The organism is Parabacteroides sp. AF17-3 (assembly GCF_003635445.1).
GTDB classification, from domain to species: Bacteria; Bacteroidota; Bacteroidia; order Bacteroidales; family Tannerellaceae; genus Parabacteroides; species Parabacteroides goldsteinii.
Genome location: NZ_QTMM01000024.1, coordinates 72,520 through 93,195, shown reverse-complemented (window position 1 = coordinate 93,195; position 20,676 = coordinate 72,520). Strand labels below are relative to the sequence as shown.

Annotated in this window: 20 protein-coding genes and 1 tRNA gene; 9 read left to right on the top strand and 12 right to left on the bottom strand. The window is 43.0% G+C overall.

Features of this window, described 5'->3' with window-relative positions; genetic code table 11:
• Positions 1-37 precede the first annotated feature (37 nt).
• From DWW91_RS25305 to DWW91_RS25285, 5 genes are all read right to left on the bottom strand, one after another.
• Complete coding sequence (locus DWW91_RS25305) at positions 38-760, bottom strand: HAD family hydrolase (protein ID WP_048315873.1); 723 nt, start codon at positions 758-760, stop codon at positions 38-40.
• A gap of 4 nt (positions 761-764) precedes the next feature.
• A complete protein-coding gene (locus tag DWW91_RS25300) occupies positions 765-1,682 on the bottom strand; it encodes a CDP-alcohol phosphatidyltransferase family protein (protein ID WP_007652864.1) in 918 nt (305 codons plus the stop codon).
• Positions 1,682-2,539 carry a hypothetical protein gene (locus DWW91_RS25295; protein ID WP_048315874.1) on the bottom strand — a complete coding sequence of 286 codons (858 nt, stop codon included), beginning with the start codon at positions 2,537-2,539 and terminating at the stop codon, positions 1,682-1,684. Before DWW91_RS25295 ends, DWW91_RS25300 begins: the two co-directional genes overlap by 1 nt.
• A gap of 32 nt (positions 2,540-2,571) precedes the next feature.
• Positions 2,572-3,273, bottom strand: coding sequence for an NDP-sugar synthase (locus DWW91_RS25290; RefSeq protein WP_007652867.1), 702 nt, complete (start codon positions 3,271-3,273; stop codon positions 2,572-2,574).
• 112 nt (positions 3,274-3,385) lie between these two features.
• Entirely contained in the window at positions 3,386-4,678 is a 1,293-nt protein-coding gene (locus tag DWW91_RS25285; protein ID WP_007652868.1) for an inositol-3-phosphate synthase, read from the bottom strand.
• A 432-nt stretch (positions 4,679-5,110) separates the two neighbouring features.
• On the opposite strand from DWW91_RS25285, the gene DWW91_RS25280 reads away from it, so the two are divergent.
• Positions 5,111-5,356 (top strand): RNA-binding protein, encoded by a 246-nt coding sequence (locus tag DWW91_RS25280; RefSeq protein WP_007652869.1) that lies wholly within the window; start codon positions 5,111-5,113, stop codon positions 5,354-5,356.
• Between the two features lie 106 nt (positions 5,357-5,462).
• Positions 5,463-6,716 carry a hypothetical protein gene (locus DWW91_RS25275; protein ID WP_122329265.1) on the top strand — a complete coding sequence of 418 codons (1,254 nt, stop codon included), beginning with the start codon at positions 5,463-5,465 and terminating at the stop codon, positions 6,714-6,716.
• 30 nt (positions 6,717-6,746) lie between these two features.
• On the opposite strand, the gene DWW91_RS25270 is transcribed toward DWW91_RS25275, so the two are convergent.
• From DWW91_RS25270 to DWW91_RS25240, 7 genes are all read right to left on the bottom strand, one after another.
• Entirely contained in the window at positions 6,747-7,124 is a 378-nt protein-coding gene (locus DWW91_RS25270) for a hypothetical protein (RefSeq protein WP_007652871.1), read from the bottom strand.
• Positions 7,125-7,133: 9 nt separating this feature from the next.
• Complete coding sequence (locus DWW91_RS25265; protein WP_122329264.1) at positions 7,134-8,159, bottom strand: FAD:protein FMN transferase; 1,026 nt, start codon at positions 8,157-8,159, stop codon at positions 7,134-7,136.
• Between the two features lie 62 nt (positions 8,160-8,221).
• Positions 8,222-9,949 (bottom strand): dihydroxy-acid dehydratase, encoded by a 1,728-nt coding sequence (gene ilvD, locus DWW91_RS25260; RefSeq protein ID WP_122329279.1) that lies wholly within the window; start codon positions 9,947-9,949, stop codon positions 8,222-8,224.
• A gap of 14 nt (positions 9,950-9,963) precedes the next feature.
• Positions 9,964-10,527: a manganese efflux pump MntP family protein gene (locus DWW91_RS25255; RefSeq protein WP_122329263.1), complete on the bottom strand. Its 564-nt coding sequence runs from the start codon at positions 10,525-10,527 to the stop codon at positions 9,964-9,966.
• A 29-nt stretch (positions 10,528-10,556) separates the two neighbouring features.
• Positions 10,557-11,507, bottom strand: a complete 951-nt coding sequence (locus DWW91_RS25250) for a glycosyltransferase family 2 protein (RefSeq protein ID WP_010799880.1) — start codon at positions 11,505-11,507, stop codon at positions 10,557-10,559.
• Positions 11,508-11,525: 18 nt separating this feature from the next.
• Complete coding sequence (locus DWW91_RS25245) at positions 11,526-12,056, bottom strand: DUF4199 domain-containing protein (RefSeq protein ID WP_122329278.1); 531 nt, start codon at positions 12,054-12,056, stop codon at positions 11,526-11,528.
• A 156-nt stretch (positions 12,057-12,212) separates the two neighbouring features.
• A tRNA-Thr gene (locus tag DWW91_RS25240) sits at positions 12,213-12,286 on the bottom strand.
• Positions 12,287-12,813: 527 nt separating this feature from the next.
• On the opposite strand from DWW91_RS25240, the gene DWW91_RS25235 reads away from it, so the two are divergent.
• From DWW91_RS25235 to DWW91_RS25205, 7 genes are all read left to right on the top strand, one after another.
• A complete protein-coding gene (locus tag DWW91_RS25235) occupies positions 12,814-14,217 on the top strand; it encodes an amidophosphoribosyltransferase (protein ID WP_010799878.1) in 1,404 nt (467 codons plus the stop codon).
• A gap of 263 nt (positions 14,218-14,480) precedes the next feature.
• Complete coding sequence (pepT, locus tag DWW91_RS25230; protein ID WP_122329277.1) at positions 14,481-15,701, top strand: peptidase T; 1,221 nt, start codon at positions 14,481-14,483, stop codon at positions 15,699-15,701.
• Between the two features lie 13 nt (positions 15,702-15,714).
• A complete protein-coding gene (gene gcvT / locus DWW91_RS25225) occupies positions 15,715-16,800 on the top strand; it encodes a glycine cleavage system aminomethyltransferase GcvT (RefSeq protein WP_122329262.1) in 1,086 nt (361 codons plus the stop codon).
• Positions 16,801-16,893: 93 nt separating this feature from the next.
• Positions 16,894-17,847, top strand: a complete 954-nt coding sequence (locus DWW91_RS25220) for a transporter (protein ID WP_122329261.1) — start codon at positions 16,894-16,896, stop codon at positions 17,845-17,847.
• Between the two features lie 178 nt (positions 17,848-18,025).
• Positions 18,026-19,219: a site-specific integrase gene (locus DWW91_RS25215; RefSeq protein WP_122329260.1), complete on the top strand. Its 1,194-nt coding sequence runs from the start codon at positions 18,026-18,028 to the stop codon at positions 19,217-19,219.
• Between the two features lie 111 nt (positions 19,220-19,330).
• Positions 19,331-20,254 (top strand): hypothetical protein, encoded by a 924-nt coding sequence (locus DWW91_RS25210; RefSeq protein WP_049702057.1) that lies wholly within the window; start codon positions 19,331-19,333, stop codon positions 20,252-20,254.
• A 131-nt stretch (positions 20,255-20,385) separates the two neighbouring features.
• A complete protein-coding gene (locus DWW91_RS25205; RefSeq protein WP_005802192.1) occupies positions 20,386-20,673 on the top strand; it encodes a helix-turn-helix domain-containing protein in 288 nt (95 codons plus the stop codon).
• Positions 20,674-20,676: the final 3 nt, after the last annotated feature.

Sequence of the window (20,676 nt, the reverse complement as noted above, 5' to 3'; positions counted from 1 at the left end):
GGAAAGGTTTCTATTGAATTATTGATGGTCAGAAAGTCTATAGGCTGAATGCCTGTTCCAGTTCTGTGAAATCGGTAATAACCAGGTCGGCCGATTCATCCCCCCGGTAATCGCTCCAGCCGATGCTTTTCAGCCAGATTGTTTTGCAGCCGATAGACGTGGCGGGGATAATGTCTTTATCGTGAGAATCCCCGATTACGACGATCGTTTCTGCCGGTAATGATAATTCTTTTACACCTAATTCGAATATAGCCGGATCGGGTTTGCGGATACCGACAACTGCTGATTCGACAATCGATTTAAAATAAGTATCCAGATGAAAATCTTTTAGTACGGATTCGATGTTCCCATAGAAATTGGAGACCAGTACCAGCGGGTATTTTTGAGACAATGCCTCCAGTATGGGACGAGCTGTGTCGATCGACTTCCGTGCATAAGCATAGCACCAGTCGGCCAGCCGCTGTTTTAATCCGGGAGTGGCATACGCTTCGGGGATAAAATCGCCGGCTTTGAGCCATTCGATCTGTATGTCTGTCTTCAGGCGCAGCATGTCGAGGAAAGTGTGATGGGGCTTTACGATCGGATTTTTACCTAACGTCCGTTCGCCGTGCACATAGGCATTCCGGAAGATCTCTTTGCTCACCGGTACTTCTTCGGCCTGATAAGCCATCCAGATCACTTCGGCCCAGTGCATGCCATTGCTGTCGATGGTACCGCCATAATCGAATATGATTCCTTTTATCTTGTCTGATTCGAACATATATTTATGATTTTGATTCGAGTTCTTTAGTGAATTGGGCACAGAAACGTTCGTGTGTTACGATCATATATGCCAGCATGATATTCAATACTGTCATTTCAAATACGAAATACAGCCAGGGCATATCGATGAAAAGACTGACGAATAAAGCAATGACACGTGTGTTGAATGACAGCATATTCGTGTATTTCATCATCGGAAGGCTCTTTTCACGGAAGGCTTTCCGGAACCATTCCGGAGCTTCATCGTGATACTTGGTCCGGATGATGTTCATCATTTTCTGAAACTTCGGTGACAATGCTTCCTGCCCGACGGTATAGTTGATATAAAATGTTTCAAAAAGTTTGTAGATAAAATCTTTTTTCCAACTCATCGTCTTGTATTTCTCTTTCAGGGCGGGAGAGTGGGAGAGTTCGCTTCCGGCTTTTCCTTTCAGGAATAACAGGTGGATATTCCGGTAATAATCAGCCATGGCGGCTTGTTTGCTGTGGAAAAATCCGGTGATAGCAGCAAATATCCAGATCCAGATACCCCATTCCGGTGTCAACCGAAGGCAGATGGCGGCATAGATAGCAATAAACCAGCAGTCGCCGGCTGTTCCGTCCAGAATACGACCCAATGGTGTTTTCTTACCAGTCATGCGGGCCAGCTGTCCGTCGGCGCTGTCGTATGAGTTTGCCCAGATAAGCAATAACATACCGATGATATTTATTGTCAGGCTCTGGTAATAGAAACAAATACCGGCTGCAATACCTATAAATATACTGGCTACGGTAATTGTATTGGGGGATACTCCCAGCTTATTGAAGAATAACGCCCAACGATAACCGATCGGGCGATAGAAGTGGATATCGATGAATTCTTCGGTATCCAGGGATTTGAGTGTAGACTCTATATCGGGTTTCTTTTTTGTTTCTTCCATTACTTGCTGATTAAATTATAGATGCGGCGGGCAATCAGGGGGGCAGCTTCGTCCCGGCAGGGAGCAAAACTGGGCCAGTCATTGAAATCGATCAGCCGGATCGATCCGTCATCTGAAATAATACAGTCACCACCGTAAATATGAATGTTCAGTACTTCTGCCGCCTGGCTGCAAAGTTGCTGCAACTTTGAATCGTCAAACGGAATGCCTTTGGCCGTTCCGTTTATCTGTTCTAACCCGAATTTACTGTGATGTTGGTTGGAGGGGTAGAACCAATAAAAGAAATCAGTTCCGGTCACGCCATAGAACTTAACCAGGTCGCCAACCAGATGTTCGTTGACTACGGCAGTCTTGATTCCGCGGATGGCGTATTCTTTCAGGATTGTTTTGGCTTCTTCCGGATTCCTGACGTAGGTGACATCTTCCCGGTGGATGGCGTGAAAGTCGCCTCGTTTGATCCAGCAGTTATAAAATCCGGCTTTTTCCAGTGCGGCTGTCGGGTCTTCATCGGTAGGAAGGATCAGGCTGGCCGGATGTGAGATGTTGTTCGACATTAACAGGCGGGTCATTTTCTCGCGTGTACAGTTTTCTATTCCATAGCCGGAGTTGATAACGGTATAACCCTGATCTTCCATCTGCTGTAGTTTATGGATAGAAGTCCAGTTTCTGACCATATTGAAGATGGCTGTCTCTTCAAATTGATGGATTATCAGATCTGATTCTATGTATTCGTTTACTTCACATCCCAGATCGCGCAGATGTTGGACGGTCAGAGAGAAGATGGCGGCATCGTTACCGATATGGTTGGGGGAAAATTGATTTTCCCGGCGGATGCCTGCTATTGTTAGTTTACTCATTACTTTTTTATTTAGTTGTCACTTGTCAACTATCAACTGTTTAAAAAATCTTCGGCCTTTTTGATATCTTCGGCATGATCGACGTCTACGATTTTGCTGAATGGATAAGCTTTCAGCTTTAATCCTTCAGCAATAAGCTGACGTTGGTAGTTGCGCATACGTGACATGCCTTGTCCGATTGCATTATTCAGAACTTTCAGTCCGGAACGTCGCAGGCAGTAAATACCGCCGGAGATATAAGAACATGGCGGTTCTCCTTGTTTATCCAGAAAGCCCCGGATTACTAAATCGTTGTCTGTATCTACGTATAAAGGTTTTTCGTCATCTATAAAATCGGTTACTGCCATTAACCCGTCCAATTGACTTTCTTTCAGGAACGCCTGGATGTATCCGCCGAACTCTTCTTCTTTGAAAATCGTGTCGACGGTTGTCAGGCAGATATGATCGCTGTCCAGATGGTGGCTGAGCTCATAAAAGCTATGCATGGAACTGGGCGTGGATTTAACCAGCAGATAAAAAGGAACAGGCAGTTCCAGTTTTCGCAAGTGCTCCTGCACTTCCGTCATTTCTTCATTTACAATAATACTGATAGATGACGCATCGTTTTTCAGAAAAACATTGATCAAACGATCAATTAACGCCGTACCGTTTAGTTGTACCAGTGGTTTGGGCCATTTTACTCCTTCTTGCACCAAGCGGGAACCCTCGCCAGCTGCAATGATTGCATAATCCATATTTGTCAGAAACTAATTGAATTAAGATGATTGATATATGAAAAAGAAATTCTTCTATCCGAGGAAAAAATCGTTTTTGGACGGATAGAAGAAGTCTTTTTATATGTGTGTATTAATCCAGATAGCTAGGTGCTTTTTCTCCGATCATATCACGCAAAGTCTGTTTAACCATTCTCCACTGCTGGAACAGGTCGTGAACAGGCTGGTGTTCGAAATCGTGCATCGGGCTCTTGCAGAAGAATGACAACCAAGTCTGGATACCGGACATACCGGCACGCATAGCCAAGTCGCTGAACAATACCAGGTCGAGAGCGATAGGAGCGGCGAGGATAGAGTCACGGCAAAGGAAGTTTACCTTGATTTCCATCGGATAGCCCATCCATCCGAAGATGTCGATGTTGTCCCATGCTTCCTTGTTATCCTTGCGGGGAGGATAATAGTTGATACGTACCTTATGATATACGTCACCATAAAGGTCCGGATATTTTTCAGGTTCGAAGATATTGTCGATCACAGACAGTTTACTAACTTCTTTTGTCTTGAAGTTTGCAGGATCATCCAATACTTCGCCGTCGCGGTTTCCTAAGATGTTGGTGGAGAACCAGCCGCTTACACCCAGCATGCGTGTTTTGAACATCGGAGCCAATACAGTCTTCATTAATGTCTGTCCGCTCTTGAAGTCCTTTCCGGAGATAGGAACATTCATCTGTTTGGAGAATTCCCACATAGCCGGCGTGTCTACACACAGGTTAGGAGCACCCATAATGAACGGAGCGCCTTCTGCGATAGCAGCGTAAGCATAACACATACTCGGGGAAACAGCTTCCGTATTGTTTTCCTTCATCGCTTTTTCCAATGCGGCAAGCGACATGTGTTCATCTGACAGAGGAATGTAGATTTCAGTACTTGCAGCCCATAAAACAGCGATACGTTCGCAATTATTGGCAGCCTTGAAATCGCGGATGTCCTGGCGCAGTTGTTCTACCATTTCCCAACGGGTGGCAGCCTGTTTGATGTGCGTTCCGTTTAAGCGTTTAGCCCAGTTGTGATCGAATGCAGCCGGCATCGGTTTGATGGCCTGCAATTCTTCTTTCACATTGTTCAGGTCTTTTTCCTTTAATACTTCAGCATACATGGCAGCTTCGTATGCATTATCAGGGAATATATCCCAACCGCCGAATACAATATCGTTCAGATCAGCCAAAGGCACAATGTCTTTGATTGCTTTCTCTTCTCCGCTTTCCAATCGCATAGTCGCCATCTGGGCGATTGAGCCGATTGGTTTCGCTACTCCTTTACGAGCAGCCAGAGTACCTGTAATCATGGTGGTTGATACTGCTCCACCTACACCCACAACGAGAATGCCAAGTTTCCCTTTAGCTTCTTTTACTTCGATTTTTTCCATGTCAATTTAAGTTCAAAAATAATTGTGCAAATTTAGGCCTTCTTAATTGAATTAAAAAGGATAAATATGCGATATAATTGGTCAAAAATACTATAATTTCCAATAACTTGCCAGTCTTTCTGTACAAAAGTACTATTCTCTTCGTACTAAAGGCTTGTTTTTTGAGTTGTACGTAAGATAAAAAATATCTATCTCTTGAACTATTTTGTTACAAAACTATAAAAATAGATTGGTTTCACAAATAATTTTGACGAATATAGTTGTTTATCGAATAAAAATACTTTCCTTTGTGGCATGTGAACAACATAGTTTTCAGAAATTGCTCTTTTATCTCCGATGTAATATTCAACAAGTGAATTTATTTTGTAGTAATGGACCTTTCCAAGATTATTTGTTACAGTTTTTTTATTAATTATTTTATATCATTTTTGTATGAATATTTACATTGGTAACCTGAACTATCGGGTTAGAGAATCTGACTTACAGCAGGTTTTAGAAGAGTATGGAGTTGTAGAATCAGTAAAGTTAATCATTGATCGCGACACTAACAGATCAAAAGGTTTTGCATTCGCAGAATTTACAAATGAAAGCGAAGCAAGAAATGCAATCAATGAATTGAACGGTGCTGAATACGAAGGCCGTCAGATGGTTGTTAAAGAAGCTACTCCAAGACGTTGAGTTAGTTTTAACAAATAGTATAAGAGAAGGGGTACGGAAGCTAAACATCCGTATCCCTTTTTTTATTGCTGATAATTTCTTACGTTTGCTGCAAATTTTGAAATAAATGAAAACTCTTCCCTTGAAATCTACCCGTCTGCTTCTGCCGGGTATTTGCTTTCTGATTGCAAATCTATTTGTTGTATGTTCGGCCCAGGCACAAATTTCCGACCGGGTGTTTAAGTCGGACCACCGGATCGATCCGGAAAAGAAAGGGCAATTATCTGTCGAACTGGATAATATAAGTTTCTTTAAAGATAATGAATATACCGGTTCGATTATGAAAGGATATTCTTTGCCGGGATTCTGGATACAACCGAAAGCTGTTTTTTATCCGCTGGGTAATATAAAACTTGAGTTGGGGGTGCATATGCTCCGTTATTGGGGTGCAAAGAAATATCCGAGCCTGGCTTATCAGGATATTGCCGAATGGAAAGGCGACCAGTACCAGCATGGCTTCCATGTCCTTCCTTTTTTTCGGGCGCAGATGGCTTTGTCCGATCATGTGAATATTGTTCTTGGCGATATTTATGGCGGTGCTAATCATAACCTGATCGAACCTTTATATAATCCGGAGTTGAACCTGACGGCTGATCCGGAAGCCGGACTTCAGTTGTTGTATGACTCCCGCAGATTTGACCTGGATGTCTGGGTGAACTGGGAAAGTTTTATTTTCCGGGAAGATACGCATCAGGAGGCTTTTACTGTCGGGTTGTCGGGGCGTTATAAATTGAATGATCCGGATGCGCGTTTTCATTTTTATGCACCGGTGCAGGGATTGGCCCAACATCGGGGAGGGGAGATCGATACGATATTTACTAACTCTGTACAAACTTTGATGAATGGCGCTGTGGGAGTCGGTACGGTTTGGAACACAGGTAATCCGATATTCCGGAATGTAAATCTTGAATTTGATGTCGCTGGTTATTATCAGCAGGCCGGTAAGTTATGGCCATATGGTAGCGGCTCCGGTTTTTATGTCCGGGCATCTGCGGATATTTACGATTTTCGGGTGAAAACATCTTATTGGAACAGTAATAAATTCATCTCCATGTTCGGCAGTCCGTTTTATGGGGCGGTATCGACATCGGATGAAAATGTTTCTTTTGGCGGGCAAAATATGGTTTATCTGGGGTTGGAATACTCAAAGAGTTTTGGGAAAGGTTTTTCCCTGGGGGTAGATGTGGATGTATATCAGCATCTGTCTGTCGATAAGTTTGGACCGGGGGCTGGTGAAGTCGGTAAATCCGGCAGCGCTACCAGTTTTTCGGCAGGGATTTATTTCCGGATCAATCCATCGTTCCTGATCAAGAAGTTTTAAAAGGAGAAAATAATGAAAGTAAATAAAGGTCTAATTTATATTAGACCTTTTTTCTTTCTGATAGGATTCAAGCAAAAATAGTGTTTTTGCTAATGACGGGAAAGTCGGTAGAACGACCGGACGTTCCGGATTCCACTCCGGATCTTCCGTGATCATTGTGGATAAAGTTCCCGCATGCATGAGTACTGTCTGTGCATCTGTGATAGCCGTTATGATATGACGTTTTTCCGTAGGCAATAAAACGAAATACCCTTCATCGACTTCTACTACCGGGGTTGCCGTTTTCGAACAGATGAGAAGTTTGCCTGTAGTGACAAAAAGTAATATGTTTCCCATTTGTTCTGTGTCATATACTACTTCACCGGCTTTTACTTCTTTGCATTCAAATTGATTAATAAAATTCTTCATAAAAAATTGCTACTCGTTCAGCATTGCTTCAATCGGCCTGTTTGGCAGATATTGAAGCATACCGGTAGAGTATTCTATCTGATGTTTACCGTTTTCATCGGAGTAGATTACATAATATTCAATACCGGGAATATTTTTTGCCGCTTCACGTGCTTTTTCCAGCCCCATTGCCATGAAGGCTGTCGCATAAGCATCGGCGGTGATACAATCTTCAGCTACAATTGTTGCGCTTAATATGCTTTGTTCGGATGGGTATCCGGTACGCGGGTCAATCGTATGGGCGTACTTTTTTCCATCTTTGATGTAGTAGTTACGGTAGTTGCCGGATGTGGCAACGCCTCCTTTTTTGCATAACTGGACTACTTCTTCTATATCGTTTTTTATTCCGGTTGAATCGTCTTCCGGTTTATTGATTCCTATACGCCAGCATTTCCCGTTCTGGTTGACGCCTTTCATCGTTACTTCGCCACCAATTTCGACCATATAATTTTCAATGCCTTCACGTTCGAGCAGACGTGCTATGATATCGCTTGCATATCCTTTGGCAATCGCGGAGCAATTCAACAGGATACGGGAATCATCTTTTACTACTTTCCGTCCGTCCAGTCTGACTTTCTGATAACCGACGAATTGTTTGATACTGTCGATCATTTGAGGAGTCACACTGTCCATTTTGCTGAAACCGAATCCCCAGAGATTGACCAGAGGAGCACAGGTGATATCGAAAATGCCTTCCGAATGGTCGGATACTTCTTTTGCTTTGTTGAACACCTCGATAAACCAGTCATCTGCTTCGACCGCCTCATTCCGGTTCACTTTTGATATGATAGAGTTCGGATTGAACGGATTTAACGAAAGATTGAACTTTTGAAACTCGGCATCAATCTTTTCTGTCAGTATTTCAGAACCTTCATATTTAATATGATAGATAGTATGAAAAACGGAACCGCTTTCTTCGAAATATTGTTTCTGTTTTGTACAGGCAGTGAACATAAGTATCCATAAACCGGCCGCCAGAATGATCTTCTTGTACATCTCTTTAAATTTTAGCGCAGCAAAGATACTAAAATTTATTGTAATTCAATCAATGTCAGTTGTCAAGCCTTTTTGTTTTCCATATAAGCCCCTTTCATGGGAGATGCGCAGTTGCGTGTAAAAATATCCAGGATACCGCGGCTATGGCGGGATACAGGCTGTGTCCATTGTTTACGACGCTCCGACAAAATCCGGTCTATTTCCTCCGGTGATTGTTGGAAGCCGTTGGTTCCGATGATCTCGAGCTTACGGGCAGGAATGTCGATACGGATCAGGTCATTGTCTTCAACCAGGGCGATAGGACCGCCGTCGTATGCTTCCGGGGAGACGTGTCCGACGGCCGGGCCGCGGGTAGCTCCGGAAAAACGTCCGTCGGTAATGAGGGCAATGCTTTCTGCCAGTTCCGGGTCGGAGGCGATGGCTTCGGTCGTGTAAAACATTTCCGGCATTCCGCTGCCTTTCGGGCCTTCGTAACGGATAAAGACGGCTTCTCCCGGATGGATATTTTTCTGCAATACAGCTTGCAATGCTTCTTCTTCGCTATCGAATACACGGGCCGTTAATGTTGCCTGCATCAGGTTGGGGGAGATGGCGGCATGTTTGACAACGGCTCCTTCCGGGGCGAGATTCCCTTTTAATATGGCAATCGCTCCTTGTTTCCGGATCGGACTTTTAAAAGGTTTGATAATGTCGCTGACTTTTACTCCAAGCGGGGACAAGTATTTGCGGCATCCTTCATAAAATCCGTTTGTGCGGAGTGTTTCAAGATTTTCTCCCAGGCTTTTGCCTGTTACTGTCCGGATGTCCAGGTTAAGTACGTCTTTCAGTTCTTCCAGAATGGCGGGAACGCCGCCGGCATACCAGAAATATTCGCCCGGCCAGAATCCGCTTGGACGGATATTCAGTAAAAAAGGAATTTGGCGATGGATTTCATCAAATAATTCAGGCGGAAGGTCGATGCCTAGTTCATGCGCAATGGCCGGCAGATGTAGCAGGCTGTTGCTGGAGCCAGCTATCGCGGCGTGCACTATGATAGCATTTCTGAAAGCGTCGATTGTCAGGATATCGGAAGGCAGTAACTCTTCTTTTCCTAATTCGACGGAACGCTGGCCGGCATACCGGGATATCTCTTTTATATAATGTACGTGCGTAGGGACCAAGGCCGAACCCGGCAGTGCGATACCCAGCGCTTCGGCCATTACCTGCATTGTCGAGGCTGTTCCCATAAATGAACAGGCTCCGCAAGTCGGGCAGGCATCTTTTTTATAAGCGAGGAATTGCTCTTCGCTTATTTCTTTCCGTTCGTATTGTGCACTGTATGTTCCGATTTGTTCTAAAGTCAGCAGGTTGGGGCCGGCTTTCATAATACCTCCCGTCAGGAGCAGGGCCGGCATATTCAGCCGGGCGATCGCCATCAGGTGGGCGGGCACCGATTTGTCGCAACTGGTAATGAATATTCCCGCATCGAAAGGCGTTGCTTTTACGTGTATCTCCATCATGGCTGCCATGATATCGCGGGATACGAGCGAATAGTTCATTCCGTCGTGCCCCTGTGCTTCGCCGTCGCAAATGTCAGTGACGTAGTAATTGGCAGCCCGTCCTCCGGCATCGCTGATACCTTTGCCGGCTTCTTCCACCAGCTTGTTCAGATGGGCACTTCCGGGGTGGCTGTGTCCGTAACTGCTCTCAACGATGATTTGCGGTTTGCTGAGATCTTCAATGCTCCAACCACTACCGAGGCGGAGTGAATCGAGTTCCGGTGCCAATTTACGTAATTCCTGACTTTTCATATACATTTATTTTATTAGCAGAAGAACAGGTGTTCTATCAATATTTTTGCTCCGATACCGATTAGTATCAGTCCGCCGATCAGGTCGAGTTTCAAATCCACCTTACGTCCGAAACGACTTCCGAAATAAACGCCTGAAACAGACATAAGGAATGTGATGATTCCGATCAGGGAAGCCTGGATGATGATATCCGATTTCAGGATAGCCAGCGAGATACCGATAGCCAGTGCGTCGATGCTTGTTGCTATGGACAGTCCGAACAATGTTTTGTTGCAGAGCGGATTTGTTTTGCAGTCTTCATCTTCTTCCTGCGTACTGTCGTATATCATTTTACCTCCCAGGTAAAGCAACAGGATGAAAGCGATCCAGTGGTCGAAGGCTGTAATGTATTTCTGGAATCCGACACCGGCCAGATAGCCCAGAACTGTCATTGTGGCCTGTGTGATACCCATAAAAGAGCCGATCTTAACCATATTGCACACAGTGCAATTCCGGATTACTGCTCCGCCGGTTACGGACACGGCCAAACTATCCATCGATAATCCGATGGCTAGTAACACTATTTCTATAATTGACATAAATTAAAAAGTTTCCACCCCGGGTGTACTCATATTTCTGATTCTATCTTATAGTTGTTTCTATTGGATGAATTCCTGGAAATCAACTCGCCGATGAATCCGGCTAAGAACATTTGCGTTCCGAGGATCATCGCAGTAAGCGATATATAGAAATATGGAGAGTTTGTTACCAACGGACGTAAATCGCCGGAGAACATGGAGATCAGTTTCATGCTTAATACGAATACCAATGCGATGAAACCGATAAAGAACATCACGCTTCCCCACAGACCGAAGAAATGCATCGGCTTTTTTCCGAATTTGGAAGTAAACCATAACGTGATCAAATCCAGATAGCCGTTGACAAAACGGTTTAGCCCGAATTTGGTTGTTCCGTATTTGCGTGCCTGATGCTGTACGACTTTTTCACCGATCTTATGGAAACCGGCAATCTTTGCCAGGTATGGAATATACCGGTGCATATCGTTGTACACTTCGATATTTTTGATAACGACATTTTTGTAAGCCTTCAGGCCGCAATTGAAATCGTGCAGGTTGTTTATGCCAGAGAATTTGCGGGCCGTGGCATTGAATAGCTTTGTCGGGATCGTTTTGGATAACGGGTCGTACCGTTTCTTTTTCCATCCTGAAACGAGGTCGTATCCGTCTTCCGTGATCATACGGTAGAGTTCCGGGATTTCGTCCGGACTGTCCTGGAGGTCGGCATCCATGGTGATGACGACATCTCCCTGGGCACGCTCGAAACCGCAATGCAGTCCGGGTGATTTGCCGTAATTGCGACGGAACTTGATGGCTCTGATACAAGGATTCTTTTGCTGTAAACCCTCGATCACTTCCCATGAATTGTCCGTACTGCCGTCGTTTACAAATATAATTTCGTAAGTAAAGTTATGTTCTTTCATCACCCGCTCTATCCATGCTTCCAGTTCCGGTAGAGACTCGGCTTCGTTGTACAACGGAATAACTACTGATATATCCATTATTTGTATTGTTTCTCCTTATTGTTCTTGTCTGATCGTACCGGTTTCATTGTTCCTGCACAGAATGGCTGCTACCGGTATCGAAAGTATAATACCATAAAATATATTATTGAAAACACCCTGAATAGCCATATGGATAGGAGTGAAATTGGTTTTTCCGATTGCTTCCATGACTTCGGTGCTTACCTGTGAATCTTTCAGTACTTCGATCATCTGGTTTACGGAGTTTGCCAGAAAATCGGCCGGAGCGATAAACTGGAAGAACACGAAATGTTCGAGGGCGACGATCAATGCGGCAAAAAAGTAAAGCATTGTGCCGAAGCGCCAGGCATGAAAGAAACTGATCTTTCCGCCGATGTCCTGTTTGTATCGTTTTGTCAGATAATAGGCGATGAACGGTACTGTCAGTGTAAGCACTATATATATAATGTTTAGGGCAGGAACCGTATTGCTGAAAATAAAGAACAGGTACTTGATCACCCAGAAAATTCCCATGGCTAAACCATAAGTCATCGCGCTTTTTAATAGTAGACCTTTATTTTCTTCCATTTGTGCTGCTGTTTTAAAGTTTCTATCAGCAAAATTAATCCTTTTGTTATAATATGCAATGTATAACAATAAAAAAAGAGGAAGTTTATTGTCATAAACCTCCTCTTCCAAATTTTTGAATTTTCAATTGTTAATTATCTATTTCCAATTCTTCTGAGCCTCTTGTCGGATTCGAACCAACGACCCCGAGATTACAAATCACGTGCTCTGGCCAACTGAGCTAAAGAGGCAGGTGGGTAAGCTTGCTACATCGCGCCGCTACAACCAAGTACCCTTGCTGCGGTCAAGCCCTGGGGGATTCCGAGGGAGCATGCCGTGTAGGACTTACCCGGGTGCAAAAGTAGATATTATTTTTTACAATGCAAGCGTTTTTATGCATTACAGGTGATATTTGTTTCTAAGTGGCTGTAAACCTTTTATTTTAGTTGTGGTTAAAAAGTGTTTATTCTTTATTGCCGGCTTGATTTATCTTACCGGTAAACTCTATATCGAGTCAACTTCTATTATAGATGAGGCTGAAAGTAGTCAACTAAAAACATTAACACAGTATAGATAGTGTTTCATTGTAATGAAACAAGTGTTTCTACCTAATGAAACAAATGTTTCAATAGGATGAAACAGATTTTTGGAAGGAGGTATTTTATCAATTGTTTCGGCGGTTATCTTTTTTTCTATAGATTCAACTTTACATTTGGTATATGTATAAATATTCTTGTACATTTGTACCCTAATTCAAAAATCAAAAACACTAAGAACAATGGGTGGTTTTTTCGGAACTATTTCTAATTCGTCTTGTGCAACTGACTTATTTTACGGCACAGACTACAATTCTCACCTGGGAACCCGCAGAGGCGGTATGGCAACCCTACACGAAGGCGTCTTCAAACGCTCTATCCATAATCTGGAAAATTCTTATTTCCGTACTCGTTTTGAAAGTGAACTGGAGAAATTCCAGGGGAATTCAGGTATAGGTATCATCAGCGATACAGATCCTCAACCAATCTTCATTAATTCTCACTTAGGTAAATATGCCGTTGTGACCGTAGCCAAGGTGAACAATCTGGAGGAACTACAGAATGAATTGCTGGATAAGGGATGTCACTTTTCAGAAATGAGTTCCGGCCAGATCAATCAGACTGAATTGATTTCATTACTGATCTCTCAGGGTAAGACGTTTGTTGAAGGTGTGGAAATTGTTTTCGAAAAGATTAAAGGTTCCTGCTCGATGCTTATTCTGACAGAGGAAGGCATTATTGCCGCACGCGACAAATGGGGGCGTACTCCGATCCTGATCGGTAAGAAAGAAGGTGCCTATGCGGCATCAAGCGAACCTTGCAGCTTCCCGAATCTGGGATATGAAATAGATTATAATGTAGGACCAGGCGAAGTGGTTATGCTTACGGCAGACAAGATGACGCAGTTGCGTAAGCCGAATAAGAAAATGCAGGTTTGCTCTTTCTTATGGGTGTACTATGGTTATCCGGTCTCTGAATATGAAGGGGTGAACGTAGATGCTTCCCGTTATGCCAGCGGTCTGGCTATGGCGAAGAAGGATGAGGTGGATGCTGATTTTGTATCGGGTATCCCTGACTCCGGTATTGGTATGGCGCTGGGATATGCTGAAGGTAAAGGGATTCCTTACCGTCGTGCTATCGTTAAATATACACCGACATGGCCCCGTAGCTTTACCCCGGCCAACCAGTCCGTACGTGACCTGGTTGCTAAAATGAAACTGATCCCGAACCGTGCCCTTCTGAAAGGGAAACGGGTGATTTTCTGTGACGATTCGATTGTTCGCGGAACACAGCTTCGCGATAATGTAAATATATTATATGGATATGGAGCGAAAGAGGTGCATATGAGAATCGGATGTCCTCCGATCCTGCATGCTTGTCCGTTTGTCGGTTTTTCTGCTTCCAAGTCCCACCTGGAACTGATTGCCCGCCGGATTGTCAAGGAACTGGAAGGGGATGATGCAAAAGATCTGGATAAATATGCTACAACAGGTACCGAGCAATATAATATGTTGGTGGAACGTATCCGTGAGCAGCTGAATATCACTACACTTAAATTCAATACAGTAGAAGACCTGATCGCTTCGATCGGCCTGCCGAAGGAATGTGTTTGTACACATTGTTATAATGGCAATGGCTGTTTTTAAGAGGGGTTAATTATAGAAAGAATTGAACTATCCTGTTCCCGTGCTTGACACGGGATCGCAACGGCACAGACCATATCCTATATGTATATTTTGATACTGCCGGTTCTTTTGCGACCCCGTGTCAAGCACGGGGACAAGATAGTTCAAACCAGATAAAAAGAGAAATAATTACAAAACAATCGTTGGGTAATTATTTCTCTTTATTATTTTGTTATTCGTCGCTCTTTACCTACTTTTATGCTTTAAATATAAAAGTATACCTTATGACAGTATTAGATAGATTTTTAAAGTATGTAACGTTTGAAACACAATCGAGTGAAGAGACCGGGACAACACCAAGTACTCCGGGACAGCGGGTGTTTGCAGAAGAATTGGTAAAGGAACTGGAAGAAATAGGTCTGGAAGACATCACGCTGGATGAAAACAGCTATCTGATGGCAACACTTCCGGCAAATACCGATAAGAAGATTCCGGCTATCGGCTTTATCGCCCATCTGGATACCAGTCCGGATATGTCGGGAAAAGATGTGGTTCCACGGATTGTAAATTATAAAGGAGGAGATATCGTCCTGTGCGCCGAAGAGAATGTAGTTCTTTCTCCCCAGATGTTTCCGGAACTGAATGATTATAAAGACCAGGATATTATTGTAACCAACGGTAAGACCTTGCTGGGAGCCGACGATAAAGGCGGTGTGGCAGCCATCATCGCTGCTATGAAATATCTGAAGGATCACCCGGAAATCGAACATGGCAAGATACGTATCGGTTTTACTCCGGACGAGGAGATCGGGGAAGGGGCCAACCATTTTGACGTGGAGAAATTCGGTTGTGAATGGGCTTATACGATCGACGGCGGGCAGATTGGCGAACTGGAATATGAAAACTTCAATGCGGCAGCTGCCAAAATAACTTTTAAAGGTTTGAACGTTCATCCGGGTTATGCGAAGAACAAGATGCTGAATGCTTCGTTGCTGGCTATCGAGTTCGCTTCGTGGCTGCCGGCTTCACAACGTCCGGAACATACGCAGGGGTACGAAGGTTTCTATCATCTGACCAATATGTCGGGTACGGTAGAGGAAGCCTCCTTGTCCTATATCATCCGCGACCATGTGCGCACTTTGTTTGAAGAAAAGAAAGCACAGTTGAAGATGTGGGTAAAACGTATGAACGAAATCCATCCGGGCAGTACGACGCTGGAACTTCGCGACCAATATTATAATATGCGTGAAGTGGTTGAACCGAAGAAATATATCGTAGACCTGGCCTTTGAAGCCATGGAGTCTGTCGGTGTTAAACCGCTGGTTAAACCGATTCGCGGCGGAACGGACGGTGCCCGTTTGTCATTTATGGGATTGCCCTGCCCGAATATATTTGCCGGCGGGTTGAATTTCCATGGACGTTATGAGTTCCTTCCGGTCAACTCATTGGAAAAGAGTATGCAAACAATTATAAAAATAACCGAGCTTCTGGCTCAAAAATCTTAAACGTAATAATAACATGAAAACGACTCCGTTTACCGATGTACATATCGCATTGGGAGCAAAAATGCATGAATTTGCAGGTTATAATATGCCGATCGAATATACCGGCATAATCGATGAACACATGACCGTTGTGAATGGTGTAGGTGTATTCGATGTATCTCATATGGGAGAGTTTTGGGTAAAAGGCCCGAATGCGCTGGCTTTTATCCAGGGTATCACTTCCAATGATGCATCTGTTTTGCCATTGGGCAAGGCGCAATATACTTGCTTCCCGAATGATAAAGGTGGTATTGTGGATGACCTGCTGGTTTATCACTATGAACCGGAAAAATATCTGTTGGTCGTAAATGCAGGAAATATTGCAAAAGACTGGGATTGGTGTGTCAGTCACAACACAGTGGGGGCAGAGCTTGAAAACTCTTCCGATCGTACTGCCCAGCTGGCTATCCAGGGACCGAAAGCAACTGAAGTGTTGCAACGCCTGACTCCGGTCGATCTTTCGTCTATCCCTTATTATTCTTTTGTGACCGGAGAGTTTGCCGGTTGTAAGAATGTAATCATTTCCAATACGGGTTATACCGGTGCGGGTGGTTTTGAATTGTATTTCTATCCGGATGATGCAATGACTATCTGGAATGCAATCTTTGAAGCCGGCAAGCCGGAAGGTATCAAGCCGATTGGTTTAGGTGCCCGCGACACACTTCGCCTGGAAATGGGATTCTGCCTGTATGGCAATGATCTGGATGATACGACTTCTCCGATCGAAGCCGGATTGGGTTGGATCACTAAGTTTGCGGACGGGAAAGAATTTACAAACCGTGCAGAACTGGAACGCCAGAAGAAAGAAGGTGTTACCCGTAAGTTGTGTGCGTTTGAGTTGGTAGACAAGGGTATTCCCCGCCATGGTTATGAAATCGTGGATGCTGAGGATCAGGTCATCGGTGTTGTAACATCCGGAACGATGTCGCCGGTGTTGAAGAAAGGTATCGGTATGGGATATGTGAAGCCCGAATATGCAAAAGCCGGCTCAGAATTCTTTGTGAAAGTACGTAACCGTAATCTGAAAGCACAGGTGGTCAAAGCGCCGTTCAGAAAATAATGAAAAACAGGCATATGTAAATAAGAAGCCTCATTCGTTACCGGATGGGGCTTTTTTATATATCTTTGCGCCGAAAATATAAAGATAGGTCTCATGTTGAACTTTCTGAAGAACTGGACATTGCCTGTTGCAATGCTGACCGGTGTATTGGGTTATTTGATGTTTGCCAACTTCACCTTTCTGGAGCCGACAAAACCGTTTATGAACACGCTTATTGCGTATCTTACTCCTTTATTGATCTTTGGTCAGTTATTACTTACTTTTTGTAAAGTGGATTGGCGGGAGTTGATGCCGTCTCCGTGGCACGGATGGTTGTTGTTGTTTCAGATTGTTTCTTCATGTGCCCTGGCAGCCTTGTTGATTTTTGTACCTATGGGAGGTTCCTATCGGGAGGTTTTTGAAGCAGCGATGGTTTGTCTGATCTGTCCGACGGCGACAGCGGCGGCTGTTATTACGGGTAAGTTGGGTGGGAGTGCTTCCAGTCTGACTACTTATACCCTGTTATCGAATATTCTGGCGGCGGTAGCTGTGCCGTTGATATTTCCTTTGGTCGAGCCTCATACGGACGTTACTTTCTTCACCGCTTTTCTGAAGATTTTGAGTAAAGTATTTCCGTTGTTGCTTTTCCCGTTTTTTCTGGCATTGTTCTTCCGGTATTGTCTTCCGAAGATACATCATTTTTTGTTAGGTTTCCATGACCTGGCTTTTTATATGTGGGGGATGGCGCTGGCCATCGTAACGGCTCAGACCGTGAAATCGCTTGCCCACAGTACGATTCCGGTAGAGGTCGAGATATTGATCGCATTGGCTGGTTTTATTACTTGCGCCCTTCAATTCTTTCTCGGAAAACGGATCGGAACTATTTATAAAGACCGTATCAGTGCCGGTCAGGCTCTGGGACAAAAGAACACGGTGCTCGCCATCTGGATGTCTTATACTTATCTCGACCCGGTTTCTTCGGTCGGTCCGGGTTCTTATGTGTTGTGGCAGAACATCATCAACAGCTGTCAGTTGTGGAAAAAGAGAAAAAATGAGATAAAATATTAAATATAAGATATTGGTATTTAGTATTTTATGTTTATTGAGTGTAATTTCCTTTATTTTCCTTGTTTTCTTGTTTAGTCTAATAAATGCCTTTATTTTGTTACTATTTTGTTACCCGTATTCATTGGAGTAACAAAACAAATCGCTATATTTGTATCGGTAACAAAATAAGAACATAATTATGGCGAAGAAAAAACAAGAAGTTAAATTGAAAGAACCTGTAAGGATTAGATTCAAGCAGCTTGCCAATGGCAACCAGTCTATTTATTTGGACTATTATACAGGTGATGTTATTAGAAAAGAAAATTATGTTGGCGGTAAACGGCAATATGAATTTTTGAAGTTGTACCTTATACCCGAAAAAACGAGGGAGGATAAGGCGAAGAACGAAGCTACATTGGCTCTTGCAAAAGCGATTCAGAGTAAGAGGATAGTGGAGTTACAAAATGATGCACACGGTTTTCAGAACACCAACAAGTCAAAAGCGAATGTGATTGATTATTTAATGAACATGAGAAGCCAATCTAAAGAACGTGGCAGCTTGAACTATGAAAAGACTGTTGGTAATACCATCCGTGAACTAAAGTTGTTCAGAGGGGATTACATAGCTTTTCGTGATATAGATAAGGACTTCTTAAATAGCTTTGTGGATTTCTTGAAACAAGCGAAGAAAGCAAGCAAGTTTGGTTTGTTAAAGGCTGGGGGTGTATTAAGTAATAATTCCGTTATTGCTTACTATGGGGTGCTGCGTACCGCTATAAATAGAGCCTATAAAGAGGGGATTATTACGGTCAATCCAACGAAAGAGTTTGATTTTGCCAGTAAGGTAAAAGCGGAAGTCAGCCGCAGGGAGTATTTGACAATAGAGGAATTGAAGCGGCTTATCGGGACAGAGTGCAAGTATGAGATAATGAAACAAGCCTTTCTTTTCAGTTGTTTGTGTGGGCTGCGTGTAAGCGATATAAGAAAATTGAAGTGGAACGATTTGCAGAAAAGCGGTGAAAGAATAAGAATTGAAATAAAGATGCAGAAAACAAAAGAACCGCTTTATCTGCCTATATCCGATGAAGCGTTAAAGTGGTTGCCGCAACAAAATGAAGCAAAAAGCGATGATTTGATTTTTCCTTTGACGCATGAGGGAACTATAAATAAAATACTTCAAAAATGGGCGAAAGACGCAGGGATTATTAAGCATATCTCGTTTCATGTTGCCCGGCATACCCATGCTACCATGATGCTTACATTGGGGGCTGACTTGTACACAGTTAGCAAATTGTTAGGACATAAAAATATTGCCACAACTCAAATTTATGCGAAGATTGTCGATAAGAAAAAAGAAGAAGCTATAAGTTTGATACCGAATTTGACGGACTGATTTAAAAAGAAAGTATGGTTATATCACAGTTACCGTACTTTCTTTCTTTTTTTGTCTTTGTTTAGCCGGAAAAATATATCTTTGTTTCTACTAACTGAAACATAGATTATTATGACAGAAGAAGAACTGAAAATAAAATTCGACCATATACAAGGTATATTCAATCGCTGTATCAATCATGCCAGCCAAGTTATGATAGATAATATTGCCTCTAAGTCCTTATATTTCGACGCAGAACAGGCTGATAAACTGGAACAGCAAGAATATGTTCGTACCACTGATGAGTTGGTGCAGTTATATATTCGTTATTCTGTGTTGAATGATATTCAATATTTTTATTCTGTATCTGATTTCTTTTGGGAAAGCGGTTTTTATGAATCCTTGAAATCCGATGAGAAAAGAAAATACATGTCGTTTAATCCTCTTTCATTTGATTATTCCCGGTATGAGCAAGATAATACGGTTTATGATGAAGAACTGCCTTATTTTTCTGTAATAGTTAAAACTGTTGTATTGGAAAAATATTCTGCGTACTTGCGAAAAAAGAAAGAAAGTAAGGTGCAAGCGGAAATGCAGCCACAACAGAAAGAGCCGCAACCAATTCAAGATAAATGCCAAGAGCCTAAAATTATCTCCCATATTGCTGAAACAGAAAATCCGTTTAAGTCTATTTTAAACGACAGACAAATAGCATTGTTGGTGGATTGTATCAATGAAGTGGAAATTTTCAATGCTCCTATGACTTTTGAAGATTTGAAAGCAATACTTTCCTGTAAGCCAAAAGTTATATTTAGGTCTAATAACAACAGGCAGGTAGCTTTTCTTTTTTCGGAATTAAGCAATCGTGGTTTGATAACACCTAACTGGCAATCTGTTATAGCAAAGAATAAGTTGTTTGTTACGAAGAATATAAAGAAAGATAAATATCTGAATCAAGGTGATTTAGCCACAGCCGCCAATTATGTAAAAGGGGTGGAACATGAAAAAGATTATGTAACCATCAGCAATTATATCAAACAACTGAAAAAACTTTAAGAATAGGTTAATACCTCAAACATAGCTTAATCCACTATCAAGCTATTCCTCAATACTTTTGCCCCCGTAATCGATTACAAGAAACTGGAGGGCATGCACTCCATATTGTCTAACGCAAATACTTTTGTTATATGGAAACAAGTATTGAGAAGCGAGTTGCAGAACTCGAAAATTTAGTGTTCCTTTCAAAGAATGTGCTTAGTTTTGATGAAGCGAGCAAGTTCTTGAACCTTTCAAAAAGTTACCTGTACAAGCTGACTTCGGGTAACTTGATACCCCATTACAAGCCGCAGGGCAAAATGCTTTATTTTGAGAAAGCGGAATTAGAAGCGTGGTTGCGTCAGAACCCGGTGAAGACGCAGGCGCAGATAGAGCAGGAAGCGCAGAAATATATCCTTAACCGTCCCTTAAAGAAATAGCGG